This is a genomic window from Paraburkholderia madseniana (assembly GCF_009690905.1).
Lineage (GTDB): Bacteria > Pseudomonadota > Gammaproteobacteria > Burkholderiales > Burkholderiaceae > Paraburkholderia > Paraburkholderia madseniana.
In genome coordinates this window covers 26,486-46,665 of the sequence record NZ_VOSW01000004.1, presented here as the reverse complement: position 1 = coordinate 46,665, position 20,180 = coordinate 26,486, and the positions used below count along the sequence as shown (strand labels likewise).

Annotated in this window: 19 protein-coding genes; 5 read left to right on the top strand and 14 right to left on the bottom strand. The window is 62.5% G+C overall.

Annotated features, from left to right (window positions below):
* Positions 1 to 23: 23 nt before the first annotated feature.
* The 11 genes from FSO04_RS03320 to FSO04_RS03270 all read right to left on the bottom strand — a co-directional run bounded on the left by FSO04_RS03320 (position 24) and on the right by FSO04_RS03270 (position 10,692).
* Positions 24 to 830: an enoyl-CoA hydratase gene (locus FSO04_RS03320; protein WP_154558348.1), complete on the bottom strand. Its 807-nt coding sequence runs from the start codon at positions 828 to 830 to the stop codon at positions 24 to 26.
* A gap of 25 nt (positions 831 to 855) precedes the next feature.
* The gene (locus FSO04_RS03315) at positions 856 to 2,022 is read right to left on the bottom strand and encodes an acyl-CoA dehydrogenase family protein (RefSeq protein WP_154558347.1); all 1,167 of its coding nucleotides are present in this window, start codon (positions 2,020 to 2,022) and stop codon (positions 856 to 858) included.
* Positions 2,023 to 2,057: 35 nt separating this feature from the next.
* Positions 2,058 to 3,212, bottom strand: coding sequence for an acyl-CoA dehydrogenase family protein (locus FSO04_RS03310; RefSeq protein ID WP_154558346.1), 1,155 nt, complete (start codon positions 3,210 to 3,212; stop codon positions 2,058 to 2,060).
* A gap of 30 nt (positions 3,213 to 3,242) precedes the next feature.
* Entirely contained in the window at positions 3,243 to 4,442 is a 1,200-nt protein-coding gene (locus FSO04_RS03305; RefSeq protein WP_154558345.1) for an acyl-CoA dehydrogenase family protein, read from the bottom strand.
* 71 nt (positions 4,443 to 4,513) lie between these two features.
* The gene (locus FSO04_RS03300) at positions 4,514 to 5,656 is read right to left on the bottom strand and encodes a CaiB/BaiF CoA transferase family protein (protein ID WP_154558344.1); all 1,143 of its coding nucleotides are present in this window, start codon (positions 5,654 to 5,656) and stop codon (positions 4,514 to 4,516) included.
* 2 nt (positions 5,657 to 5,658) lie between these two features.
* Positions 5,659 to 6,513, bottom strand: coding sequence for an SDR family oxidoreductase (locus FSO04_RS03295; protein ID WP_154558343.1), 855 nt, complete (start codon positions 6,511 to 6,513; stop codon positions 5,659 to 5,661).
* A 76-nt stretch (positions 6,514 to 6,589) separates the two neighbouring features.
* Positions 6,590 to 7,432 (bottom strand): enoyl-CoA hydratase/isomerase family protein, encoded by an 843-nt coding sequence (locus FSO04_RS03290; RefSeq protein WP_233464727.1) that lies wholly within the window; start codon positions 7,430 to 7,432, stop codon positions 6,590 to 6,592.
* 17 nt (positions 7,433 to 7,449) lie between these two features.
* Positions 7,450 to 8,256, bottom strand: coding sequence for an enoyl-CoA hydratase/isomerase family protein (locus FSO04_RS03285; protein ID WP_154558341.1), 807 nt, complete (start codon positions 8,254 to 8,256; stop codon positions 7,450 to 7,452).
* 12 nt (positions 8,257 to 8,268) lie between these two features.
* Complete coding sequence (locus tag FSO04_RS03280; protein ID WP_154558340.1) at positions 8,269 to 9,069, bottom strand: enoyl-CoA hydratase/isomerase family protein; 801 nt, start codon at positions 9,067 to 9,069, stop codon at positions 8,269 to 8,271.
* Between the two features lie 46 nt (positions 9,070 to 9,115).
* A complete protein-coding gene (locus FSO04_RS03275) occupies positions 9,116 to 10,267 on the bottom strand; it encodes a thiolase (protein WP_154558339.1) in 1,152 nt (383 codons plus the stop codon).
* A gap of 59 nt (positions 10,268 to 10,326) precedes the next feature.
* A complete protein-coding gene (locus FSO04_RS03270) occupies positions 10,327 to 10,692 on the bottom strand; it encodes a Zn-ribbon domain-containing OB-fold protein (RefSeq protein WP_154558338.1) in 366 nt (121 codons plus the stop codon).
* A gap of 393 nt (positions 10,693 to 11,085) precedes the next feature.
* Here FSO04_RS03270 and FSO04_RS03265 point away from each other — a divergent pair, with 393 nt between their 5' ends.
* Genes FSO04_RS03265 through FSO04_RS03245 form a run of 5 tightly spaced genes read left to right on the top strand, consistent with a single transcriptional unit; the run spans position 11,086 to position 15,661 of the window.
* Positions 11,086 to 12,249, top strand: coding sequence for an acyl-CoA dehydrogenase family protein (locus tag FSO04_RS03265; RefSeq protein ID WP_168435550.1), 1,164 nt, complete (start codon positions 11,086 to 11,088; stop codon positions 12,247 to 12,249).
* Between the two features lie 52 nt (positions 12,250 to 12,301).
* Positions 12,302 to 12,778 carry a MaoC family dehydratase gene (locus FSO04_RS03260; protein WP_154558337.1) on the top strand — a complete coding sequence of 159 codons (477 nt, stop codon included), beginning with the start codon at positions 12,302 to 12,304 and terminating at the stop codon, positions 12,776 to 12,778.
* A 2-nt stretch (positions 12,779 to 12,780) separates the two neighbouring features.
* On the top strand, positions 12,781 to 14,034 hold the full coding sequence (locus tag FSO04_RS03255) for a CaiB/BaiF CoA transferase family protein (RefSeq protein WP_154558336.1): 1,254 nt from the start codon (positions 12,781 to 12,783) through the stop codon (positions 14,032 to 14,034).
* 43 nt (positions 14,035 to 14,077) lie between these two features.
* Positions 14,078 to 14,842 (top strand): SDR family oxidoreductase, encoded by a 765-nt coding sequence (locus FSO04_RS03250; RefSeq protein ID WP_154558335.1) that lies wholly within the window; start codon positions 14,078 to 14,080, stop codon positions 14,840 to 14,842.
* A 42-nt stretch (positions 14,843 to 14,884) separates the two neighbouring features.
* A complete protein-coding gene (locus FSO04_RS03245; protein WP_154558334.1) occupies positions 14,885 to 15,661 on the top strand; it encodes an enoyl-CoA hydratase-related protein in 777 nt (258 codons plus the stop codon).
* 17 nt (positions 15,662 to 15,678) lie between these two features.
* Here FSO04_RS03245 and FSO04_RS03240 read toward each other — a convergent pair whose 3' ends face one another.
* The 3 genes from FSO04_RS03240 to FSO04_RS03230 form a co-directional block, all read right to left on the bottom strand.
* Complete coding sequence (locus FSO04_RS03240; protein ID WP_154558333.1) at positions 15,679 to 16,839, bottom strand: acyl-CoA dehydrogenase family protein; 1,161 nt, start codon at positions 16,837 to 16,839, stop codon at positions 15,679 to 15,681.
* Between the two features lie 85 nt (positions 16,840 to 16,924).
* On the bottom strand, positions 16,925 to 18,136 hold the full coding sequence (locus FSO04_RS03235; protein WP_154558332.1) for an acyl-CoA dehydrogenase family protein: 1,212 nt from the start codon (positions 18,134 to 18,136) through the stop codon (positions 16,925 to 16,927).
* A gap of 11 nt (positions 18,137 to 18,147) precedes the next feature.
* Positions 18,148 to 20,076, bottom strand: coding sequence for an AMP-binding protein (locus tag FSO04_RS03230; RefSeq protein ID WP_154558331.1), 1,929 nt, complete (start codon positions 20,074 to 20,076; stop codon positions 18,148 to 18,150).
* Positions 20,077 to 20,180: the final 104 nt, after the last annotated feature.

Sequence of the window (20,180 nt, the reverse complement as noted above, 5' to 3'; positions counted from 1 at the left end):
CCCCATGGCGTATCGATCGCATATCAATCGTCGTTGAAATTCGGCTTGCGCTTCTCAAGGAAACTCGCGATGCCTTCCTTGTAGTCGTCGCACTGATTGGCAATCGGCATATCCAGTCCGGCAGCCATGATCGCTTCATGGGGCGTCTGAAACGGCACCTCCCAGAGTTGCGCCTTCATGACGCGCATCGAGCGCGGCGAGCAGTTCTCCGCGAGATCTGCCGCGTAGGCATAGGTCTCTTCCGCTAGCGTGCCAGACGGGAATGCACGGTTCACGAGCCCCATCCGCTCAGCCTCGGTTCCCTTGATCTTGCGCGCCGACAGCAGCAGGTCGAGCGCCCTTGCGTGCCCGACGTGGTGCGAAAGTATCCACGCCATGCCATATTCGGCAGTCAACCCGCGACGTGCGAAAGCGGTGGTGATCGTGGCATCTTCGGCCGCGAAACGGATGTCGCAGAAGAGCGCGTGAATCAGGCCGATACCGACCGTCGCCCCATTGAGCATTGCGATCACGGGCTTCGGGATCGCCGGATAATACGAACAGCGCGTTTGCCAGTCGGCGCGCTTGCGCATATCGAATGGACGCGGCAGCTTGGTCATCAACGCATTGGGATCGCCGCCAAAGCTATGAATGTCGCCGCCGGCGCAGAATGCCTTGCCCGCACCGGTGAAGACAATGACGCGTACGCCGCGATCGGCGCCCGCGGCCTGCATGGCGTCGTACACCTCGGTAGCCACCGTGTCGTTCCAGGTGTTCATCTGTTCGGGACGGTTCAGGGTGATCGTGGCGATCCGGTTCTTCACGTCGTACAGAATGGTCTCGTAGCCCATGGCTATCTCCCTCGATTGGCGACGCTCAGAACGAACGTGGCATGTCCAGCACGTGTTCCGCAACGTAAGACAAAATCAGATTGGTCGAGATGGGCGCCACCTGATAAAGACGGGTTTCGCGGAATTTGCGCTCCACGTCGTATTCGCAGGCGAAGCCGAATCCTCCATGCGTCTGGAGGCACGCGTTGGCTGCCTTCCATGAAGCGGTAGCGGCGAGGTGCTTGGCCATGTTCGCTTCGGCGCCGCACGCCTCGTGGTTGTCGAACATCTCGCACGCCTTGTAGCGCATCAGATCCGCGGCCCGCACGTCGATGTACGCTTCGGCGATGGGGAACTGGACACCCTGATTCATGCCGATGGGCCGGTCGAACACCTGGCGCTCCGACGCGTACTTCGATGCGCGATCGACGAACCAGTAGCCGTCGCCGATGCACTCGGCAGCAATCAAGGCGCGCTCCGCGTTCAGACCGTCAAGGATGTACCTGAAACCCTTGCCTTCTTCGCCAATCAGGTTCTCTTCGGGAATCTCGAGATTGTCGAAAAACAATTCGTTGGTTTCGTGATTGACCATGTTCGGAATCGGCCGTACGGTCAGACCGTTGCCGATCGCCTGATGCAGATCGACCAGAAAGCACGACAGGCCTTCGGATTTCTTTTTCACATCGGCGAGCGGCGTGGTGCGCGCCAGCAGGATCATCATGTCCGAATGCTGCACGCGGGAGATCCACACTTTTTGGCCGTTGACCACATAGCGGCCGTCTTTCTTCACCGCCATGGTTTTCATTTTGGTGGTGTCCGTGCCGGTGGTCGGTTCGGTCACGGCCATCGACTGCAAACGCAGTTCTCCGCTGGCGATCTTCGGCAGGTACGCGCGCTTTTGCGCCTCGGAGCCGTTGCGCAGCAAGGTGTTCATGTTGTACATCTGCCCGTGGCAAAACCCGGAGTTGCCGCCGTTACGGTTGATCTCTTCCATGATCACGGACGCTTCCGCGAGGCCAAGCCCCGAGCCGCCGTATTCCTGCGGAATCAGCGCAGCCATCCAGCCCGCGCGCGTCAACGCATCGACGAACGCCTCCGGATAGACCCGCTCGTGGTCGACACGGCGCCAGTATTCGTCAGGAAATTGTTTCGACAGTTCGCGCAATGCATCGCGCAGGTCCCGGTACGGATCGGAGGTGGTGGATCTGCTCATTTAAAGGATTCCTGTCACACGACGACGCGGCGGACTTACAGCGCCGCGTCGATCAGTCCGCCTGCGCTGGCGAGCTGGGTCAAATGATGTTCGGCGGCGCCGAACAGAATGTCGATTACGCTCAGGCGGCGCAGGTAGTGGCCGACCTTGCATTCCTCGGTCATACCGATGCCACCGTGAAGTTGCACACCCTGCTGCCCGACAAAGCGGCCGGCACGGCCAATCTGCACCTTGGCCGCTGCCATGCTGCGCGCGCGCTCCGCGACATCGGACTCCTCGCTCATCATGGTGGCAAACAACGCCATGCTCCGTGCCTGTTCGACCATGACCAGCATGTCCACCGCGCGATGCTGCAAAGCCTGGAACGAGCCGATCGCGACGCCGAACTGCTTGCGCACCTTCAGGTATGCAACCGTTTCCTCGTGCGCGGCCGCCATCGAACCGACCGCTTCGGCACACAGCGCGGCGATCGCCTGCGCGACGACGGTCTCGATCAGTGGCAGCGCCTCCCCGGCCACGCCGATCACATCGTCGTGAGTGACGCGCACGCCCGACAGATCGATATCCGCCGCGCGCAACCGGTCCTGCGTCAGATATTCGCGGCACGTCAGACCCGGCGCTTTCGCGTCGACCAGAAACAGCGCGATGCCGTCGCGGTCGCGGCGCGCACCCGACACCCGTGCCGACACGATCAGCCGGTCCGCGCTGCCGCCGTGAACGACGACACGCTTGGCGCCGTCGAGTACCCAACCCGCGTTTTCGCGTCGCGCAGTGGTAGCGACGTCCTCCACGTCGTAGCGCGACTGCGGCTCGGCATGCGCAAACGCCATCAGCAGCGAACCGTCGGCGATGGACGGCAGGATGGCCGCGCGTTGCGCAACGCTGCCACCCAGACGAATACAGCCGCCACCGAGCACCACCGTCGCCAGATAGGGCTCGACAACCAGCCCGCGGCCAAATGCCTCCATCACGATCATCGTTTCGACCGGACCGCAACCGCTGCCGCCGAAGTCCTCATCGAAGGTGAGGCCCAGCAAGCCCATGTCCGCGTAACGACTCCATTGCGCGCGGCTGAAGCCGTCCGGTTCCGCGAGATAACGCGCGCGCTGCTCAAAGCCATACTCGTCGTTCACAAGCCGGTCGACGCTGTCCTTGAGCATGCGTTGCTCGTCAGTCAGATCAAAGTCCATGGTCGGTGCGTCTCCTCGTTCGATTGGCGCTCACAGTCCGAGAACGGACTTGGCGAGGATGTTCTTCTGAATCTCGTTCGATCCGCCCACAATCGAAACGTGACGCGCAAAATAGTGATTCGGCGCGATGGTCAGCGCCCAGTCCGGCTGGCGAAGCGGATCGCTCAAACCGCGCAGAAAGTCGAGGTCGAGCGGCAGCGCGTCGGGGCCGGCCACTTCCAGGAGCAGTTCAGCCGAGAGCTGCTGCAGTTCGGAGCCCTTGATTTTCAGGATCGACGTCTTGGGATCCGGCACGTGACTGTCACGCGCGGCACTTTCGGCGATCACCCGCATCTGGGTGATTTCCAGCGCCTTCAGTTCAACTTCGACCGCCGCGACGCGTTCGCGAAACTGCAGGTTGTCCCACAGCACACCGTCGCCACTCGGCACACGTTTAGCAAGATCTTTGGCGTGCCGGATCCGCATCTTCGACACGCCTACCCGCGCAATCCCGCTGCGCTCGTTACCGAGCAGATACTTGGCATAATCCCAGCCCCTGTTTTCTTCACCGATCCGGTTTGCCACGGGTACGCGCACGTTGTCGAAGAACACCTCATTGGTTTCGTGAAAGCCGTCGATGGTGATGATCGGGCGCACCGTCAAGCCGGGCGTCTTCATATCGATCAGCAGGTAGGTAATGCCCTGCTGTTTCTTGCCGCTCGCGTCGGTACGCACGAGGCAGAACATCCAGTCCGCGTGATGAGCGGTCGAGGTCCACAGTTTCTGGCCGTTGATCACATAGTGGTCGCCCTCGCGAACCGCTTGCGTGCGCAACGCCGCCAGGTCCGACCCCGCTCCCGGTTCCGAAAAACCCTGGCAGAACCAGTATTCGAGGCTCGCGATGCGCGGCAGGAAATCGCGCTTCTGCTCGTCGCTGCCGAATGCGATCAGCACCGGGCCGATCATGTTCACGTTGAACGAGAGCGGCTCGGGAGCCGGCGCCATATGCAGCTCTTCCTTGAAGATGTACTGCTGCACCGCGCTCCAGCCCGTTCCACCCCACGCCTTGTCCCACGCGGGGGTCGCCCAGCCGCGCTCGTACAGAATGCGCTGCCAGCAGCGCAGGTCAGCGGCGGCATAACGTTGACCCAGCGCTGCCTTGCGGCGGATGTCTTGCGGCAATGCTTCCTTGAAAAAGGTTCTCACCTCATCGCGGAATGCCAGCTCTTCATCGGTGTATCGCAGATCCATGAGTGTCTCGTCTCAATTCGCTGCCGCAACGCGCGCGGCCGTCCATGCTTTTTGTCCCGCTCATTGGCTTCTCAGGCCAACGTTCCCGCTTTTCTCAGGTCATTGATTTTGTGGGCGTCGAGCCAGACAGACAGCGCGGCGTCCAGCGTTGCCGGATCAGGTGCTTCGGGCGGCGTCGGCGTCCCGGGCACGGTGGCCGAAAAACGCGGCGCGGGCGCGGGCTGCACGATCCCGTCAACTTCGATAAAGGTTCCGCGCGCTTTCAGATGCGGATGGTCAGGCGCTTCGCTCCACGACAGCACTGGTGCGAAGCACGCATCGGAATGTTCCAGCAAGGTGGTCCACTGTGCGCGATCGCGGGTCCTGAACTTGAGCGCGAACAGGGCGCGCGCGGCCGGCCAGTTACTCTGGTCGAGCTGGGCGCCAAGCGTATCCGGAGAAACATCGAGCAAGCGCAGCAGTTCCAGATAGAACTTGTTCTCGATCGGGCCCACCGTGATCCACTTGCCGTCGGCGCATTCGTAGACATCGTAGAAATGCGAACCCGAATCGGTGATATTGGCGCCGCGCTGGTCACGCCAGATGCCCGCGGCCTGCATGCCGAAAAAGGTCGTGGCCAGATTCGCCGTGCCGTCGACGATCGCCGCATCCACCACCTGGCCCGCACCGCCATTGCGAGCGTGCAGGATGGCGGCAAGCAGGCCCATCGCCAGATACAGCGAGCCGCCCGCGTAGTCGCCGATCAGGTTCAAGGGTATCGAGGGCGCCTGGCCGGATCGGCCGATAGCATTCAGCACGCCCGTGATCGCGATGTAGTTCAAATCGTGGCCGGCATACTGCGCAAGCGGCCCCGCCTGCCCCCAACCCGTCATGCGTCCATAGACCAGCTTCGGATTGCGCGCCAGACACGCTTGCGGACCGAGTCCCAGGCGCTCGGTCACGCCAGGGCGGAAGCCTTCGATCAAGGCGTCGGCGCCTTCAACCAGCGTCAGCACCAGTTCGATCGCGGCCGGGTCCTTCAGGTCGAGCGCAATCGTCTTGCGGTTGCGCAGCAGCAGGTTGTAGCGCACAGGACGCTCGATGCCGAGCTTGACCGGTTGCCGCCGGTCGATGCGCAACACCGTCGCACCGAGGTCCGCGAGCAGCATTGCGCACATCGGGCCCGGCCCGATGCCGGCCAGCTCGACGATCTTGACGCCAGCGAGCGGCCCCATGCTCAGCTTTTCCTCGCGTGGGCACGCATGGCGTCCCACTGTTCGTCGCTCCAGTCCTGCATCGCGCGGAACGTGGGACCGCCTACGCCCTGCATCCAGCGGCCGCCGTCGATCACGATCATGTCGCCCGTGATATAGCCGGAGCCATCCGAGGCCAGGTACGCGTACAGATCGGCAAGCTCGGCATGCTCGCCGAAGCGCCGCAACGGCACGCTGCGATCCTGCGGCTCGACCTGCGAGCCGGGCGGATAGAGTTGTTCCCACGCGCCTTCGGTTGGAAAGAGACCGGGCGCCACGGCGTTCAGACGAATCCCCTTTGGCCCCCATTCGACCGCGAGACTGCGCGTCATGGCGAGCACGCCGGCCTTGGCCGCCGCCGACGGTGCCGTGAAAGCCGAACCGGTCATGGTGGGTGTCGAGACCGTGCTGATCACGTTGCCTTTGCGTCCGGCCGCGATCCAGCGTTTCCCCGCTGCGATCGTGCAGTAGAAGCTGCCATGCAGCACGATGCCGAGCACCGCATCGACCGCGCGCGCCGACAGCGTTTCGGTCCGCGCGATGAAGTTGGCGGCAGCGTTGTTGAGCAGCAGGTCGAGCGGGCCGGCGCTCCAGATCGTGTCCATCATCGCCTCGACCGACTCGGCGCTGCGCACGTCGGCGGTGATCGTGGTGACGCGCGCACCACTCATCGCGGCGCGAAATTCTTCGGCCGTGGCGTCGAGCACTTCCTTGCGGCGCCCACAAATCACCAGCTCGGCGCCGAGTTCCAGATAGCGCCGGCCAATGCTTTTGCCGAGGCCCGTGCCGCCGCCGGTGATCAGAATCTTTTTGTTCCTGAGTAGATCGGGTGTGAACATGGTCGGTGTACGTCCGTAAAATCCAGGGTCAGAAAACAACGCGCGACAAGACGAAGCGGCACAAGCGCCGTGACGCTCAGGTGCCGGTAAACACGGGTTTGCGTTTCTCCATGAATGCCGCCACGGCTTCAGTGTGGTCGCTGGTTTGCCGTGTCAATGGATTCAGATCGACTTCCAGCCGCCACGCGTCTTCAATCGAATTCCCTGCGTTGACCAGGCTCGCCTTGAGCAGCGCCAGCGTAACGGGCGGATAGCTCGCAAAGCGCGCAGCCTGCCGGATCGCCGCATCGAGCGCGCCGCCCGGTTCCGTGGTCTGATTGACAAGGCCGATGCGCTGCGCCGTGGCCGCGTCGAACACGTCCGCTTTCAACATCAATTCGCGCGCCTTGCCGCCGCCGACCTTCTGCGGCAGCGTCCACAAGAGGCCGGTGTCGGGCAGCAAGCCCACCTTGGTGAACGCACAGCAGTATTTCGCCGCACTGCTGCTTACCGCGAGATCGCACGCGGCAGCCAGTGATAGACCGGCGCCGAAGCACGTGCCCTCGACCGCCGCGACAACCGGCTTGGTACCGGTGTAGATCAAGCGGAACAGACGCACGCCGACGGCAATGCGCTCGCGTAGTTCAAGCAGCGTTGGCGTGGCAGCCTGCATTTCGGACAGGTCGCCGCCCGCGCAGAAATGACCCTCTGAGCCGGTCAGTACGATCGCGCGCGTGGCCGCGTCCTCGTGAAAAAGGCGCTGGAACACATCGATCAGCGCAACGCGCATCGCCATCGAAAAAGCATTGCGGCGTTGCGGATAGTTCATCGTGACAACCGCCACGTCGCCCTCGTGGCGCACCTGCACGAGATCATTCAGTTCGTCCGTGCCCGGTACGCCATCCACGCCGATCGGTGCTTCATTTCGCTCGACACTCATCGGAGACTCTCCAATGTTCATTGGCCGGTAAACACCGGCGTGCTCTTGTCGAAAAACGCCTGACATGCAGCCTGATGATCTTTGGACTGCCGCAATAGCGGCTGATAGTCGATCTCGGCACGCAACGCCGCGTCCATGGTGGCGGCGCCGTCGGTCAGCGCCGCCTTGAGCAGCGCGACGCCAAGCGGCGGATGAGCGGCGAGGCCGCGGGCCACTTCGATCGCCGCTGCGCGTGCGGCGCCCGGTTCGACGACCTCGTTCGCGAGACCGATCTCACCAGCCCTCACGCCATCGATTTCCGTCGCGAGCGAGAGCATTTCGCGCGCATGCGCCATGCCGATTTTTTCTGGAAGCGTCCACAGAATACCGGTGTCGGGAATCAGCCCGACCCGCAGAAACGCCGCGCAGAAGCGCGCATTCGACGCCGCCACCACGTAATCGGTTGCCACCGCCAGCGACAGCCCCGCGCCGAACGCCACACCTTCGACAGCGGCCACAACCGGTTTCGCGCCCGCCAGCATGTCGCGCACGACGACACACGATTCAGCCAGAATTTCGCGGCTTTGCAGAATGGTCCGCTGCGTCATTTCGGAGATATCGGCGCCGGCGCAGAAGTGCTCGCCCGCACCGGTAAGCACAATGGCGCGCGATTCGGGATCGGCCGTCAGCAGGCGATGCATCGTGTCGCGCAGTAACTGACGCATCTGCCGCCCCATCGCATTGCGGCGGCCGGGATTGTTCAACGTGACGATGGCCACGAGGCCGTCCCGGGTCACCTCGATCGATGCGGGCGCGTCGCTCTTGTCCGTATGCTTTTCGCTCATGGTGTGCTCCCCCTAGTCGGCCACGAATACCGGTTTGCGCTTTTCCATGAAGGCGCTGACCGCCTCCCGGTGCTCACGGCTGCGGCGCAGGATGGGCTGCAAATCGACTTCGGTTTCGATCGCCTGGTCGAGTGTGCGGATACCGGTTGCCAGCGCCGCTTTGAGATGCGCCGTGGCCACCGCCGGAAGCGCCGCGTACTGGTTGGCGATTTCCAGCGCCGCAGCAAGTGCCTGCCCCGGCTCGACGAGCCGATTGGCAAAACCGATCTGCAGGGCTTCCGTACCGTCGAATTCGCGGGCGCTCAGCATCAGCTCACGCGCCCGTCCACCGCCGACACGTTGCGCGAGGGACCAGTAAAGCCCCGTATCCGGCATCAATCCAACCTTGACGAACGCGCTCGCATAACGTGCCGCCGATGAGCTGACCACCATGTCGCACGCAGCGGCGAGCGAAAGGCCTGCGCCAAACGCAAAACCCTCGACGGCAGCGACGATGGCCTTCGGCCCCGACACCATCAGCTCGAAGATTGCGAGCGGCAACTGGTTGCGCTCGCGGTATTCGAGCACTTTGCGCGGCTTCATCTCCGAGATGTCGCCGCCCGCGCAAAACGTATTGCCGGCGCCCGTCAGCACGATCGCCCGGCAACCGTCCTCATGGTGCATCAGGTGATGCAGGCGCTCATACAGCGTCTCGCGCATCTTCAGTGAAAACGCGTTGCGCCGTTCTGGGTAGTTCAGGGTGACGATTGCTATCGCCCCGTCATTCCGGACCTGCACGATCTGTGTCGCGTCTTCGGTGGTCTGTTCGTTCATCTGCGTGTCTCCTTTCGACCCGGCATCGCCGCCCGGATGGCGCCTGTCACAGCGTTTCTTCGGTACCGAGAATCACGGTAGCCTGACTCGACAATACGCCGCCGTTGCCGTGCGCGACAGCAAGCCGCGCGCCGGGCACCTGGCGCTCTCCGGCACGCCCCGTCAACTGGCGCATCGCTTCTTCCATGAGAAACAAACCGTACATGCCGGGATGCACGCACGACAAGCCACCGCCATTCGTATTGACCGCCAGCCGCCCACCAGGCGCGATCGCACCGTCGGCAACGAATCGGCCGCCCTCGCCCTTCGGACAAAAGCCAAGATCTTCGAGAAACAGAATGGTGTTGATGGTGAACGCGTCGTACAGCATCGCGACGTCGATATCGCCGGCGCCGACGCCGGCCATCTCATACGCGCGTCGTCCGGATTCCCTCGCCGCCGTCACGGTCAGATCGGGCATGCTCGCGATCTCGCGATGCGACGTGGCCGACGCCGCGCCGAGCAGATAGACCGGCTTGTCGGTCAGGTCGCGCGCCCGTTCGGCACGCACCATCACGATCGCGGCGGCGCCGTCGGTCACGAGACAACAATCGCGCACGGAAAGCGGATCGGATACGAGGCGCGCCCCCAGCACGTCGTCGATAGACAAAGGTGTACGCACGAAGGCTTCAGGGTTGAGCTGGGCCCATCGACGCGCCGCCACCGCCACTTCGGCGAGATCCCTGCGGGTCGTGCCGTACTGGTGCATATGGCGGGCCGCGGCCAGCGCATACGACGACACCGGGTTCATCGGCTTATATGGACTCTCCCACGGCGACGGACGCGACGACTGCACCAGTTTGCCCGCCCCGCTACGCTGATTGCTGCCATAAGCGATCAATGCGACATCGATCTGGCCCGTCACCAGCGCCATGGCCGCCGTATGCGCATAGATCTCGAATGCCGAGCCGCCGCTGCGGTTGTTATCGGTGAACTTCGGGTGGATGCCGAGGTATTCGGCGAATGTCAGGCCCGACAACATGTCGTCAGGCATGCAAACGAACAGGCCGTCGACATCGCCCGGCGACAAGCCGATCTGCGCCAGCGCATCGACCGATGCCCGCGCTGCGAGATCCAGCGAGGACATTCCAGGCGCTTCGCCGATTCCGTATGTCGCGCCGGCCACCAGTGCGGTGCGGCCACGTAAGTTGAATTCCATGCGATCTGTCTCTCGTCGGTGCAGCACGCGCATTTCCTCGCGCTGCCGGTTGGCTTGCCTCAGGCAGGCTCGAACACGAGCAGTGCCGCGTCGTTCCTGAATACGATCCGCGCCTGAACGGGCATGCCGATACGCACCGCGTCCGGTTCGACCCCTTCGACACAGCTGAGCATCCGGACCCCTTCGTCGAGATCGATCAACGCGACGTTGTAACTCGGCGTAGGTGCCTTCTGCCTCACTACCGTCGTGGAGTAAACCGTGCCCCGCCCACAGGCTTCGACCCATTCGAGATCGCGTGCGCCGGTGACCGGCTCGGCTACCCGTGGATAAAACACGTGCCGGCCACTGCTGCGGCTGCGCTGGATCATCAAGCGGCCTTCGGCCAGAAACTTCTGATAGTCGACTTCAGGACAAACAGACTCCATTTCCCGCTCCTCCAATGCATTCCGCCACGGGCCTTGATGCCAAACCGAGCCGTAACTTCTGTTTTTGATCGGAATCAATCAAATAACTGAACAACGTTCCACATTCTAAACACGCAGCAACTACCATGTCAATCTCGCCGAACGGCCTCGGTGCGCCGCCCGACAAGGCTCTCACTACATCGGAACAACGCCCGTTCCGCACTACGGGCAAACCCCTGTCCGCTCGACATCACGCTTGACGAGCACCATGCCATCGTTTACGTTATCGAACATTGTTCAGTATTTTGAAGAACACGAGATACCGGATTTACCTCGATCGTGCGTTCCATTCATACGTGTTTCAGAACGCCGTTTACGTATCGGGGCTCGCACCATTCGCAAGAGACTTACAACGTGACCTATCAACTAACAGACGACCAGATCCAGATTCGTGACCTGATACGGCGCGTCGCAACGGAACGGGTGGCGCCGCGGGCGGACGAAATCGACCGCACCGCGGAGTATCCGGACGACATGTACGCGTTGCTCAAGGAACTGGGTCTTTTCACGCTGCCCTTTCCCGAGGCCTACGGCGGGGCGGGCAGCGTGATGTCGGCCTGCATCGCCGTCGAGGAATTCGGGCGGGTTTGCTACAACACGGGGTATCTGCTCGTCGTGCAATGGACCCCGTTCGGCGCGATTCTGGAGGGCGGCACCGAAGAGCAGAAGGCACGCCTGCTGCCTGGGCTTGCGTCGGGCGAACTACGGGGCGCGCTTTCCATCACGGAATCGCAGAGCGGTTCTGACGTCTCCGGCATCCGCACCACCGCACGCCGCCAGAAAGACGGCTATGTGCTGAACGGCTCGAAGATCTGGTGCACCAATTCGCACATCGCCGACTTCATGCTGGTGGCGGCGAAAACGCTGGATGAAGAAGGCAAGCCGCTCGGCATCAACCTGTTCATCGTCGATCGCAAGACACCCGGTCTCACGATCGGGCGCGAGGAAGACAAGATGGGCGCGCGCGGTGTGCCCTCCTGTCCGCTGTTCTTCGACGACGCGTTTATCAGCGCCGACAACCGGCTCGGCCCTGAAGGCGGGCAAGGTTTCAAGGTGGCGATGGAAGCGCTCAACACCAGCCGGCCGATCGTGGCGGCACGCGCCGTGGGCATTGCACAGGGTGCGATCGATCACACCCTTCGCTTCATTCAGGATCGCGTCGCCTTCGGGCAAACCATCAGCAACTTCCAAGGTGTGCGCTGGATGGTGGCCGACATGGTCACGCAGACCGAAGCCGCGCGCCACCTCGTCTACCGCACCGCATCAATGGTGGATGCGGGCCTGACCGGGCGCGAGCTGGCGCCGCTGGCGGCGATGGCGAAGATGTTCGCCTCCGACGTCGCCATGAAGGTCGCCACCGACGCCGTGCAACTGTTCGGCGCCGCCGGCATCTCGAACGAATACCCGATCAACCGCTATTTCCGCGATGCCAAGGTGGTTCAGATCATTGAGGGGACCAACCAGATCCAGCGAAACATCGTCGCGGACAGCGTCCTCGGACGGGTCACGAAAAGCTGAGCAACACGCCCTGCCCCTAACGGCGCGCGACAACAAGAGGAAGGACAGACAAATGGCAGAAATCGAAACAGTTGGGCTGGGGATTCATTGGGAAGATCTGCCCGTTGGCCGCAGATTCCAAACCGTCGGCCGTACGGTGACCGAAGCGGATGTCGTCAACTTTGTTTCGGTAACGGGCATGCTTGAAGTGCTGTTCACCAACACCGAATTTCTGAAAGAGACCTCCGCGATCAAGGGCCGGGTCGCACCGGGTGCACTGGTGTTTACGTTCATCGAAGGACTGCTGACCCAGGCGACGATGCAAGGTGTCGGCTTTGCATTCCTGAACATGGAACTCGACATCAAGGGCCCGACCTTCGTTGGGGACACGATTCATGCCGAGTGCGAAGTGATCGAATGCCGAGCCAGCAATGGGCGACCTGGGCTCGGACTCGTACGCACCCGCAACCGGGTATTCAAGCAGGACGGCTCGGAAGTCATGGTCTATACGCCGCTGCGGCTGGTAAAGGGTAAAACCTACGAGGCCTGACCATGCACACCCCACAGCAACCCCTGGATCTTCCGACCGGCCCGCTGACCGGTGTGCGCGTGATCGACCTGACCATCAATGTGCTTGGGCCCGTCGCCACGCAGCTCCTCGGCGACATGGGCGCGGACGTCATCAAGATCGAACCGCCGGAAGGCGACCAGAACCGCAAGAACGGTCCTGGCCGCAACCCGGACATGGCGGTGTTCTACACGATCATGAACCGCAACAAGCGGAGCGTATCGCTTAACCTGAAGCTGGCCGAATGTCGCGAAGCGGTGCTGCGGCTCGCCGAGACCGCGGATGTCTTCGTTCACAGCATGCGGCCGAGCGCGGCGAAGCGTCTGGGGATCGACTACGAAAGCATCAAGGCACGCAATCCGCGCATCATTTACGCATCGGGCCCGGGCTACCGCCCCGATGGCCCCTACAAGGACCGCCCCGCGTTCGATGACGTCATCCAGGGCGAAACCGGCATTGCCGCGATGAATCGCGATGCGTACGGCTCGCCGCGCTATTTTCCCACCGTGATCGTCGACAAGTTCTGCGGCTACGTGCTGGCCTCATCGGTGAGCATGGCGCTGTACCACCGCGAGCGCACCGGTCTCGGCCAGTGCGTGCAGGTGCCGATGTTCGAAACGATGCTGCAGTTCAATCTGTTCGAACATTTGTGGGAGGGCGCGCTCGGCTCGGCTGACGGCAAGGGCCTCGGTTATACCCGAATGTTCTCGCCCCACCGCCGCCCCTATGCGACGAAAGACGGCCACATCTGCCTGCTGGCGGTCAACAACGAGCAATGGCGGCGCGTGCTGTGCGCGATTGACGCAGCGCACCTGCTCAATGACCCGCGCTTTTGCGATATGGCGGATCGCATGCGCAACATCAACGAGTTGTACCGCGCAGTCAGCGACGCGATCCTGACTCGCACCACAGCCGAGTGGAACGCCATCTTCGCAGCCGCCGATGTGCCGCACGGCCCGGTACGCGAGCTGAACGACCTGATGCAGGACGACTACATCAAGGAGACGGGGTTCTTCCAGCACTTCGAGCACCCAACCGAAGGCGACATGGTCATGACCTCGATCCCTGTGCACTTCTCCGAGTCGCCGGGCAATGTCCGCTACCTGCCGCCGAACCTGGGCGAGCACAGCATTGAAGTCCTCCTCGAGGCCGGCTACACCGCTAGCGAGGCGGCCAGCCTGAGTGGCCGCACGCTGGTCGATACGACGGATGCGCCTGAAACTATCACCAAGGCTTGACGGGCGCCGAAGCGCTCCGCTAAATCATGCGAGGAATCCGAAAATGAAAGGTCTCAAGAACAAGGTCGTGGTCGTCACGGGTGGCGCGGGCGGTATCGGCACTGCCATCTGCAAACGCTTCGGTGAAGAAAGCGCCATCGTCGCGCTGTTCGACCTGAATATCGAAAACGCGGATCGTGTCGTGGCTGAAATCGAAGCCGCCGGCGGCAAGGCTCGCGCGTACCGCGTCGACATCACCGATCACGCTGGCGTGAATGCGGCGGTCGCCCAAGTCGAGGAAGAACTCGGTCCGATCGAAATGCTCGTGAATAACGCGGGCTGGGACATGGGCGCCTTTTTCCTCCAGACCGAGAAGCCGTTCTGGGACAAGGTGGTCGCCATCAACCTGTACGGCCCGCTGAATATGCACCACGCCGTGCTCAAGCGGATGGCCGAGCGCGGCCGCGGCAAGGTCGTGAATATTTCATCCGATGCCGGGCGCGTCGGGTCGTCGATGGAAGCGGTCTATTCGTTCTGCAAGGGCGGCATCATCGCCTTTTCGAAGACCATGGCGCGCGAAATGGCGCGGCAGCAGATTCCCATCAACGTCGTGTGTCCCGGCCCCACCGCCACCGCGCTGCTCGACAACCTCGCGCAGGGCGAGAAAGGTGACCGGATCAAGGCGGCGCTCGTCAAGGCAGTGCCATTCGGCCGCATGGGCGAGCCCGGCGATATCGCCGGAACAGTCGCATTCCTCGCCAGCGACGATGCCGCGTTCATCACCGGCCAGGTGATCAGCATCTCCGGTGGACTGACGATGGCCGGCTGAACGCCACGCTCCGCTTATTCAACCCGCAACCGGACCAGGAAAATGGAATTTCAGGACATTCTCTATCACGAAGCCGACGGCGTCGCGACGATCACCATCAATCGCCCGAAGGTCTACAACGCGTTTAACGCCAATACCTGCGAAGAACTGATCAAGGCATTCGGCAAGGCTGGATGGAACAAGGAGATTGGCGTCGTGGTCCTGACCGGCGCCGGCGAAAAGGCATTCTGCACCGGCGGCGACCAGTCCGGCGACGGGTATGGTGGGCGCGGCACGGTTGGGCTGCCCATCGAAGAACTGCAAAGCATCATTCGCGACATTCCCAAGCCGGTCATCGCACGCGTGAACGGCTATGCGATCGGTGGCGGCAACGTGCTCGTCACGATCTGCGACCTCGCCATCGCATCGGAAACCGCGATTTTCGGTCAGGTCGGCCCCAAGGTGGGATCCGTCGATCCCGGTTTCGGTACAGCATACCTGGCGCGGATCATCGGCGAAAAGCGGGCCCGCGAGATCTGGTATCTGTGCCGCAAGTACAGCGCGAAAGAAGCGCTCGAATGGGGTTTGATCAACGCCGCGGTGCCGCCGGACCAGCTAGATGCCGAAACGAAAAAATGGTGTGACGAGATTCTGCAGATGAGCCCGACCGCCATCGCACTTGCCAAGCGTTCGTTCAACATCGATAGCGAAAATATCCGCGGCATCGGCGCGTTCGCGATGCAGGCGCTGGCGCTCTACTACGACACCGACGAATCGAAGGAAGGCGGCAACGCGTTCCGTGAGAAACGCAAACCGGAGTTTCGCAAGTATGTGAAGTGACGATTGCGCGACGTACGTTACGCAGCCAGAGCGCGGGCGTCAGCCTGAATCTGGCGTGCGTAGCGATTCAGGTGATACTCCATGTTGCCGAACAATGCGTCGACGATCAGCGTGCGCCGGTAGTGATGGCCGACCTTGTACTCGTCGGTAATGCCGTAACCGCCGTGCAGCTGAATACCTTGCTGCGTGACGAATTTCCCGCTCCTGATGGTTTGCGCCTTGCAACCCGACACTTCCACGCTGCGCGTGCCGTTATCGTCGCTCAGCGCTTTGAGTGCCCGATGCAGCGTTGCCCTCGCCTGCATGGCATCGATCGCCATGTCGGCAATCCGGTGCTGCAGCGCCTGAAAGCTGCCGATCGGCACGCCAAACTGCTTACGTGTCTTCAGATATTCGGCTGTGAGTTCAACCGTGTCGTCGATGTCGCCGACCAGCTCCGCGCAACTCGCGACAATCGCCTCGTCCACCGCGGCCAGCAAGCCCTTCAGCGCCTCGCCGGGTGTGCCGATCACCGCTTTCGCCTCGACGGTCACGCTGGCGAGGACCAGGTCGGCGGCAGGTGTGCCGTCAAGCAGGCGGTACGGCTCAAGTGTCACGCCGGCCGCATGAGGATCGACGACGAACAGCCCTAGCCCAGCCGCATCGCGCACTCCCCCGGCCACCCGCGCAACGACGATCAGACGATCAGCCATCGTTGCACCGACCACCAGCGTCTTGTGGCCGTCCAGTCTCCATGCGCCGTCCTGAGCCTGCTTTGCTGTCATCGACACGTGCGACACGACGCCTCGCGCTTCCCGCTCACTGTGTGCAACGGCAATCAGCGTTTCGCCCGAGATGATCTCTGCCAGCAGCTCGTCGCGCTGTTTGCCGCTCGCGCAACGGGTAACGAGCGCCGCTGGGAACACACCACACATCACGTAAGGTTCCAGTACCAGCCCCCGCCCCAACTGCTCCGCGATGAGCGCGCTCTCCACCGGCGTAAAGCCCAGGCCGCCGAATGCTTCGGGTACCGCGACGCCGAGCCAGCCCATCTCGCCGAACGCGCGCCACATGTCGCGCGAAAAGCCGCCGCCATGAGCCGCCAGCTTGCGGCGGTGTTCGAAGGTGTAGTCTTTCTGCACGAAGCGCTGGGCGCTGTCCTGCAACATCTGCTGTTCGTCGCTCAGATCAAAGTTCATGCTGCGTCCTTTCCTGCTCGCCAGAGGCCGGAGCAGTGATGTCGTATGAAGTGAAGTGCCTTGCGTTATGGCGTCCACTCAACCGTCACAGGCCAAACAACGCCTTGGCAATAATGTTCCGCTGGATTTCGGCCGTACCGCCGTAGATCGTGCAGGCGCGCCGGTAAAACACCTCGGCGGCAAGACCTGGCGCGTAGTCCGGTCCCACGAAGCTTTGCTCCCGCAGCGCGTGCTCTTCGTTCGGATCGGCGTAGAACACCGCGCCGTAATCGCCGATCACCTCAAGCAGCATCTCGGTCAGCTTCTGATGCAACTCGGAACCACGCACCTTGAGCATCGAACCGATGGCCATACCACCGCTGCGCTCGTCGAGCCCTTGATGCAGAATCTTCTGCACCGCCATGTCGATGGCAAGCACTTCGAGTTCGTATTGCGCGAGCCTGACTGCGAACGTCGGATCTTCGATCAAGGGAATGCCGCCCGTACGCTCACGCATCGCATAGTGACGAATCTTGCGCAAATAGCGCTTCAGCGCCGGCGCTTCGGCGCCGAGGAAAGCGCGCTCGTTGAACAGCAGGAATTTCGTATAACCCCAGCCCTTGTTTTCTTCACCGATCAGATTCTCCACCGGGACGCGCACGTTGTCGTAAAACACTTCGGCGAGGTGGTTGCAACCGTCCAGCGTTGCAATGGGCCGAACCGTCACGCCTGGCGAGCTCATGTCGAGCAGCAGAAAGGAAATGCCCTTCTGCGGTTTGGCTTGCGAATCGGTGCGGACCAGAACGAAGTTCCACTGGCCATAGCTGCCGAAGCTGGTCCAGATTTTCTGGCCGTTGACGACGTAGTGATCGCCATCACGAACGGCCGTCGTGCGCAACGATGCAAGATCCGAACCCGATCCGGGCTCGGAAAAGCCCTGGGTCCAGAAGACCTCGCCACGCTGGATCGGCGGCAGGAAACGCTGCTTCTGCTCTGCATTCCCGAATTCGCAGATCACCGGCCCGACCAACGACACGCCGGCCTGATTCTGCGCGGGCGCACCGGCCAGATAACACTCCTCCTCGAAGATATAGCGCTGCGCCGCGCTCCACCCCGTGCCGCCCACCTCCACCGGCCAATGCGGCACCGACCAGCCTCGCGTTTCGTGCAGGATGCGAGTCCAGCGCAACGCATCGTCGTCGCCCGCGAGAAATCCCTGTTGGCCGCGCCAGGCGAGATCGCGAGGTAAATGCGTATGCAGAAAATCCTGCACCTCGGTGCGGAAGGTTTTGTCCGCGGGCTCGACATGAAAATCCATCGTGTGGGTTCCTAGGGTTCGGTTCGACGGATCTCGCCTGCAGCGCTCGCGGAGCCGGCGTTTCGACCCACCAGCGTGCGGGGCGTCGGCACCGGCTCATACAGTTCGGCCACCACGTCACCGCGTCGCGCGAGGACGTTGGCCTGACTGATCGCGCCTTTTGCGCTCAATTCACCGTTATCAAGCGTGGGCGGCTCGCTCTCGAGCGCGACCCGCAAAATTCGGCTCGAACTACCGCCGGGCTGTGTCGCCAACGCGTCGAGCCCGCGCTGAAAGTGCGCACGCACCCCCGTGCTGCGGACGATCCGGTGCGCGTCCGGCGCAGGCTCGTGCAGGTCGTCGCACAACGCCCTGCACGCCTCCAGGTCCGGAAACACGAGCGCAGTGAGAAAGTCGCGATCATGGCCGGCAATCACAACGTCCCGTGCATAAGGGGAAAAAAGGTTCAACGCAAGCAGACGCAGTTCAGCCACGTTCACCCAGGTGCCGGTGGAAAGTTTGAAGTTCTCCGCGAGCCGTCCATCGAAGCGCAAACCCTTCTCCGGATGCTGCGGATCGATGAACGTGCCGGCATCTCCCGAGCAGAAATAACCCTCTTCATCAAATGACGCGGCGGTCCGTTCGGGATCCTTCCAGTAACCAGGCGTTACGCAATCGCCCGCATAGCGTATCTCCAGCTTCGCCCCAACCGGAACCACCTTGACCTTGACACCGGGCACCGGAAGCCCGGCAATCGCTTCCCGGCGTGGATCCCACGCCGCCGACATCGGCGTGGGGCCGGCTTCGGTGCCGCCAAGGCCGGACATGATCAGCACGCGCTGACCGATCGTCCTGACCGCGAGCTCGTCGAATGCGGCCCAGATGTATTCGGGCAAGCTGGCGCCGCCATAGTAGATCAACGCCAGCTTGCTGAAGAAGTTGCGCCGCAGTGCATCATCGGCACGCAGATGCGGGATCAGCGCTGCCAGGCCTTGCGGCGTATTGAGGTAGATGACCGGCGCGATTTCCCGCAATGCCTCGACGGTCGGACCGATCTGCTCCGGCGTAGGCTTACCGGGATCCATGTAGTACGTCCCGCCGCCGTAGAGCACCATGCCGAAGTTATGCGTGCCGCCGAAAGTGTGATGCCAGGGAAGCCAATCCACCAGCACAGGAGGCGCGCTCTGAAGAAAGGCGAAGGTCTGTGCGACCTGCTGCCGGTTGCTGCACAACATTCGTTGCGAATAAATCACGCCCTTCGGCGCGCCGGTCGTACCGGACGTGAACATGATCTTGCCTACCGTATCGGGACCGACACTTTCAAACGCCTGATCGACGGCAGCGGTAACGGGTGTCGCAAGCCAGTCAGAAAAGAGCGAAGCCGCGCGCCCTTCTGGAAGCGTGCGGCTCACGAGGCATTCGACCTCGCCGAACACCTCCCGCAGGGCCCGGCCGTAGAGCGCCCCGTCGTCTGCAAACACCAGGCCTGGTGTACACACCGCGGCGAGATGCTTGAGCTTGGAGAAGTCCTCGGACAGCAGCGAATACGCTGACGTAACCGGCACATAGGGCACACCGACATGGAGCGCCGCGAGTGCAAGCAGCGCATGTTCGAAACTGCGGTCCGAAAGGATCATCAGCGGCTTGCTGGGCGACAGGCCTCGTGCGAGCAGAGCCTCGCCGAGCGAACGTGCGCCGTCTAGCGCCTTGCGGTAGGTCAGATGCTCCCAGCCGGCGCCATCGGCTGAGCGCCGTGCAAGCAGCGGCCGCTCGGGCGCGACACTGGCCCAATGCACCAGCCGCTCAGTCAAGCGCGCCGGATAGGGCTCCAGCGCCTCCTCCAGTTCATAGACCACGCTCCCGTCAGAACGGTATTCGACAGTCGCCTTCGTACCGCCCAGGCGAATGGGGCGATACGGCACATCCATTAAAGGGTCATGTGAAAGCGGACCTGCATTCATCTCCATCGTCCTGTCGTTAGTTCGCCATGCTCGCGTGACTACTCATTTGAGGCCTTCTCCAATTCCGTCACAGCCTGCTGCGCGAACCTATATATGAACATTGG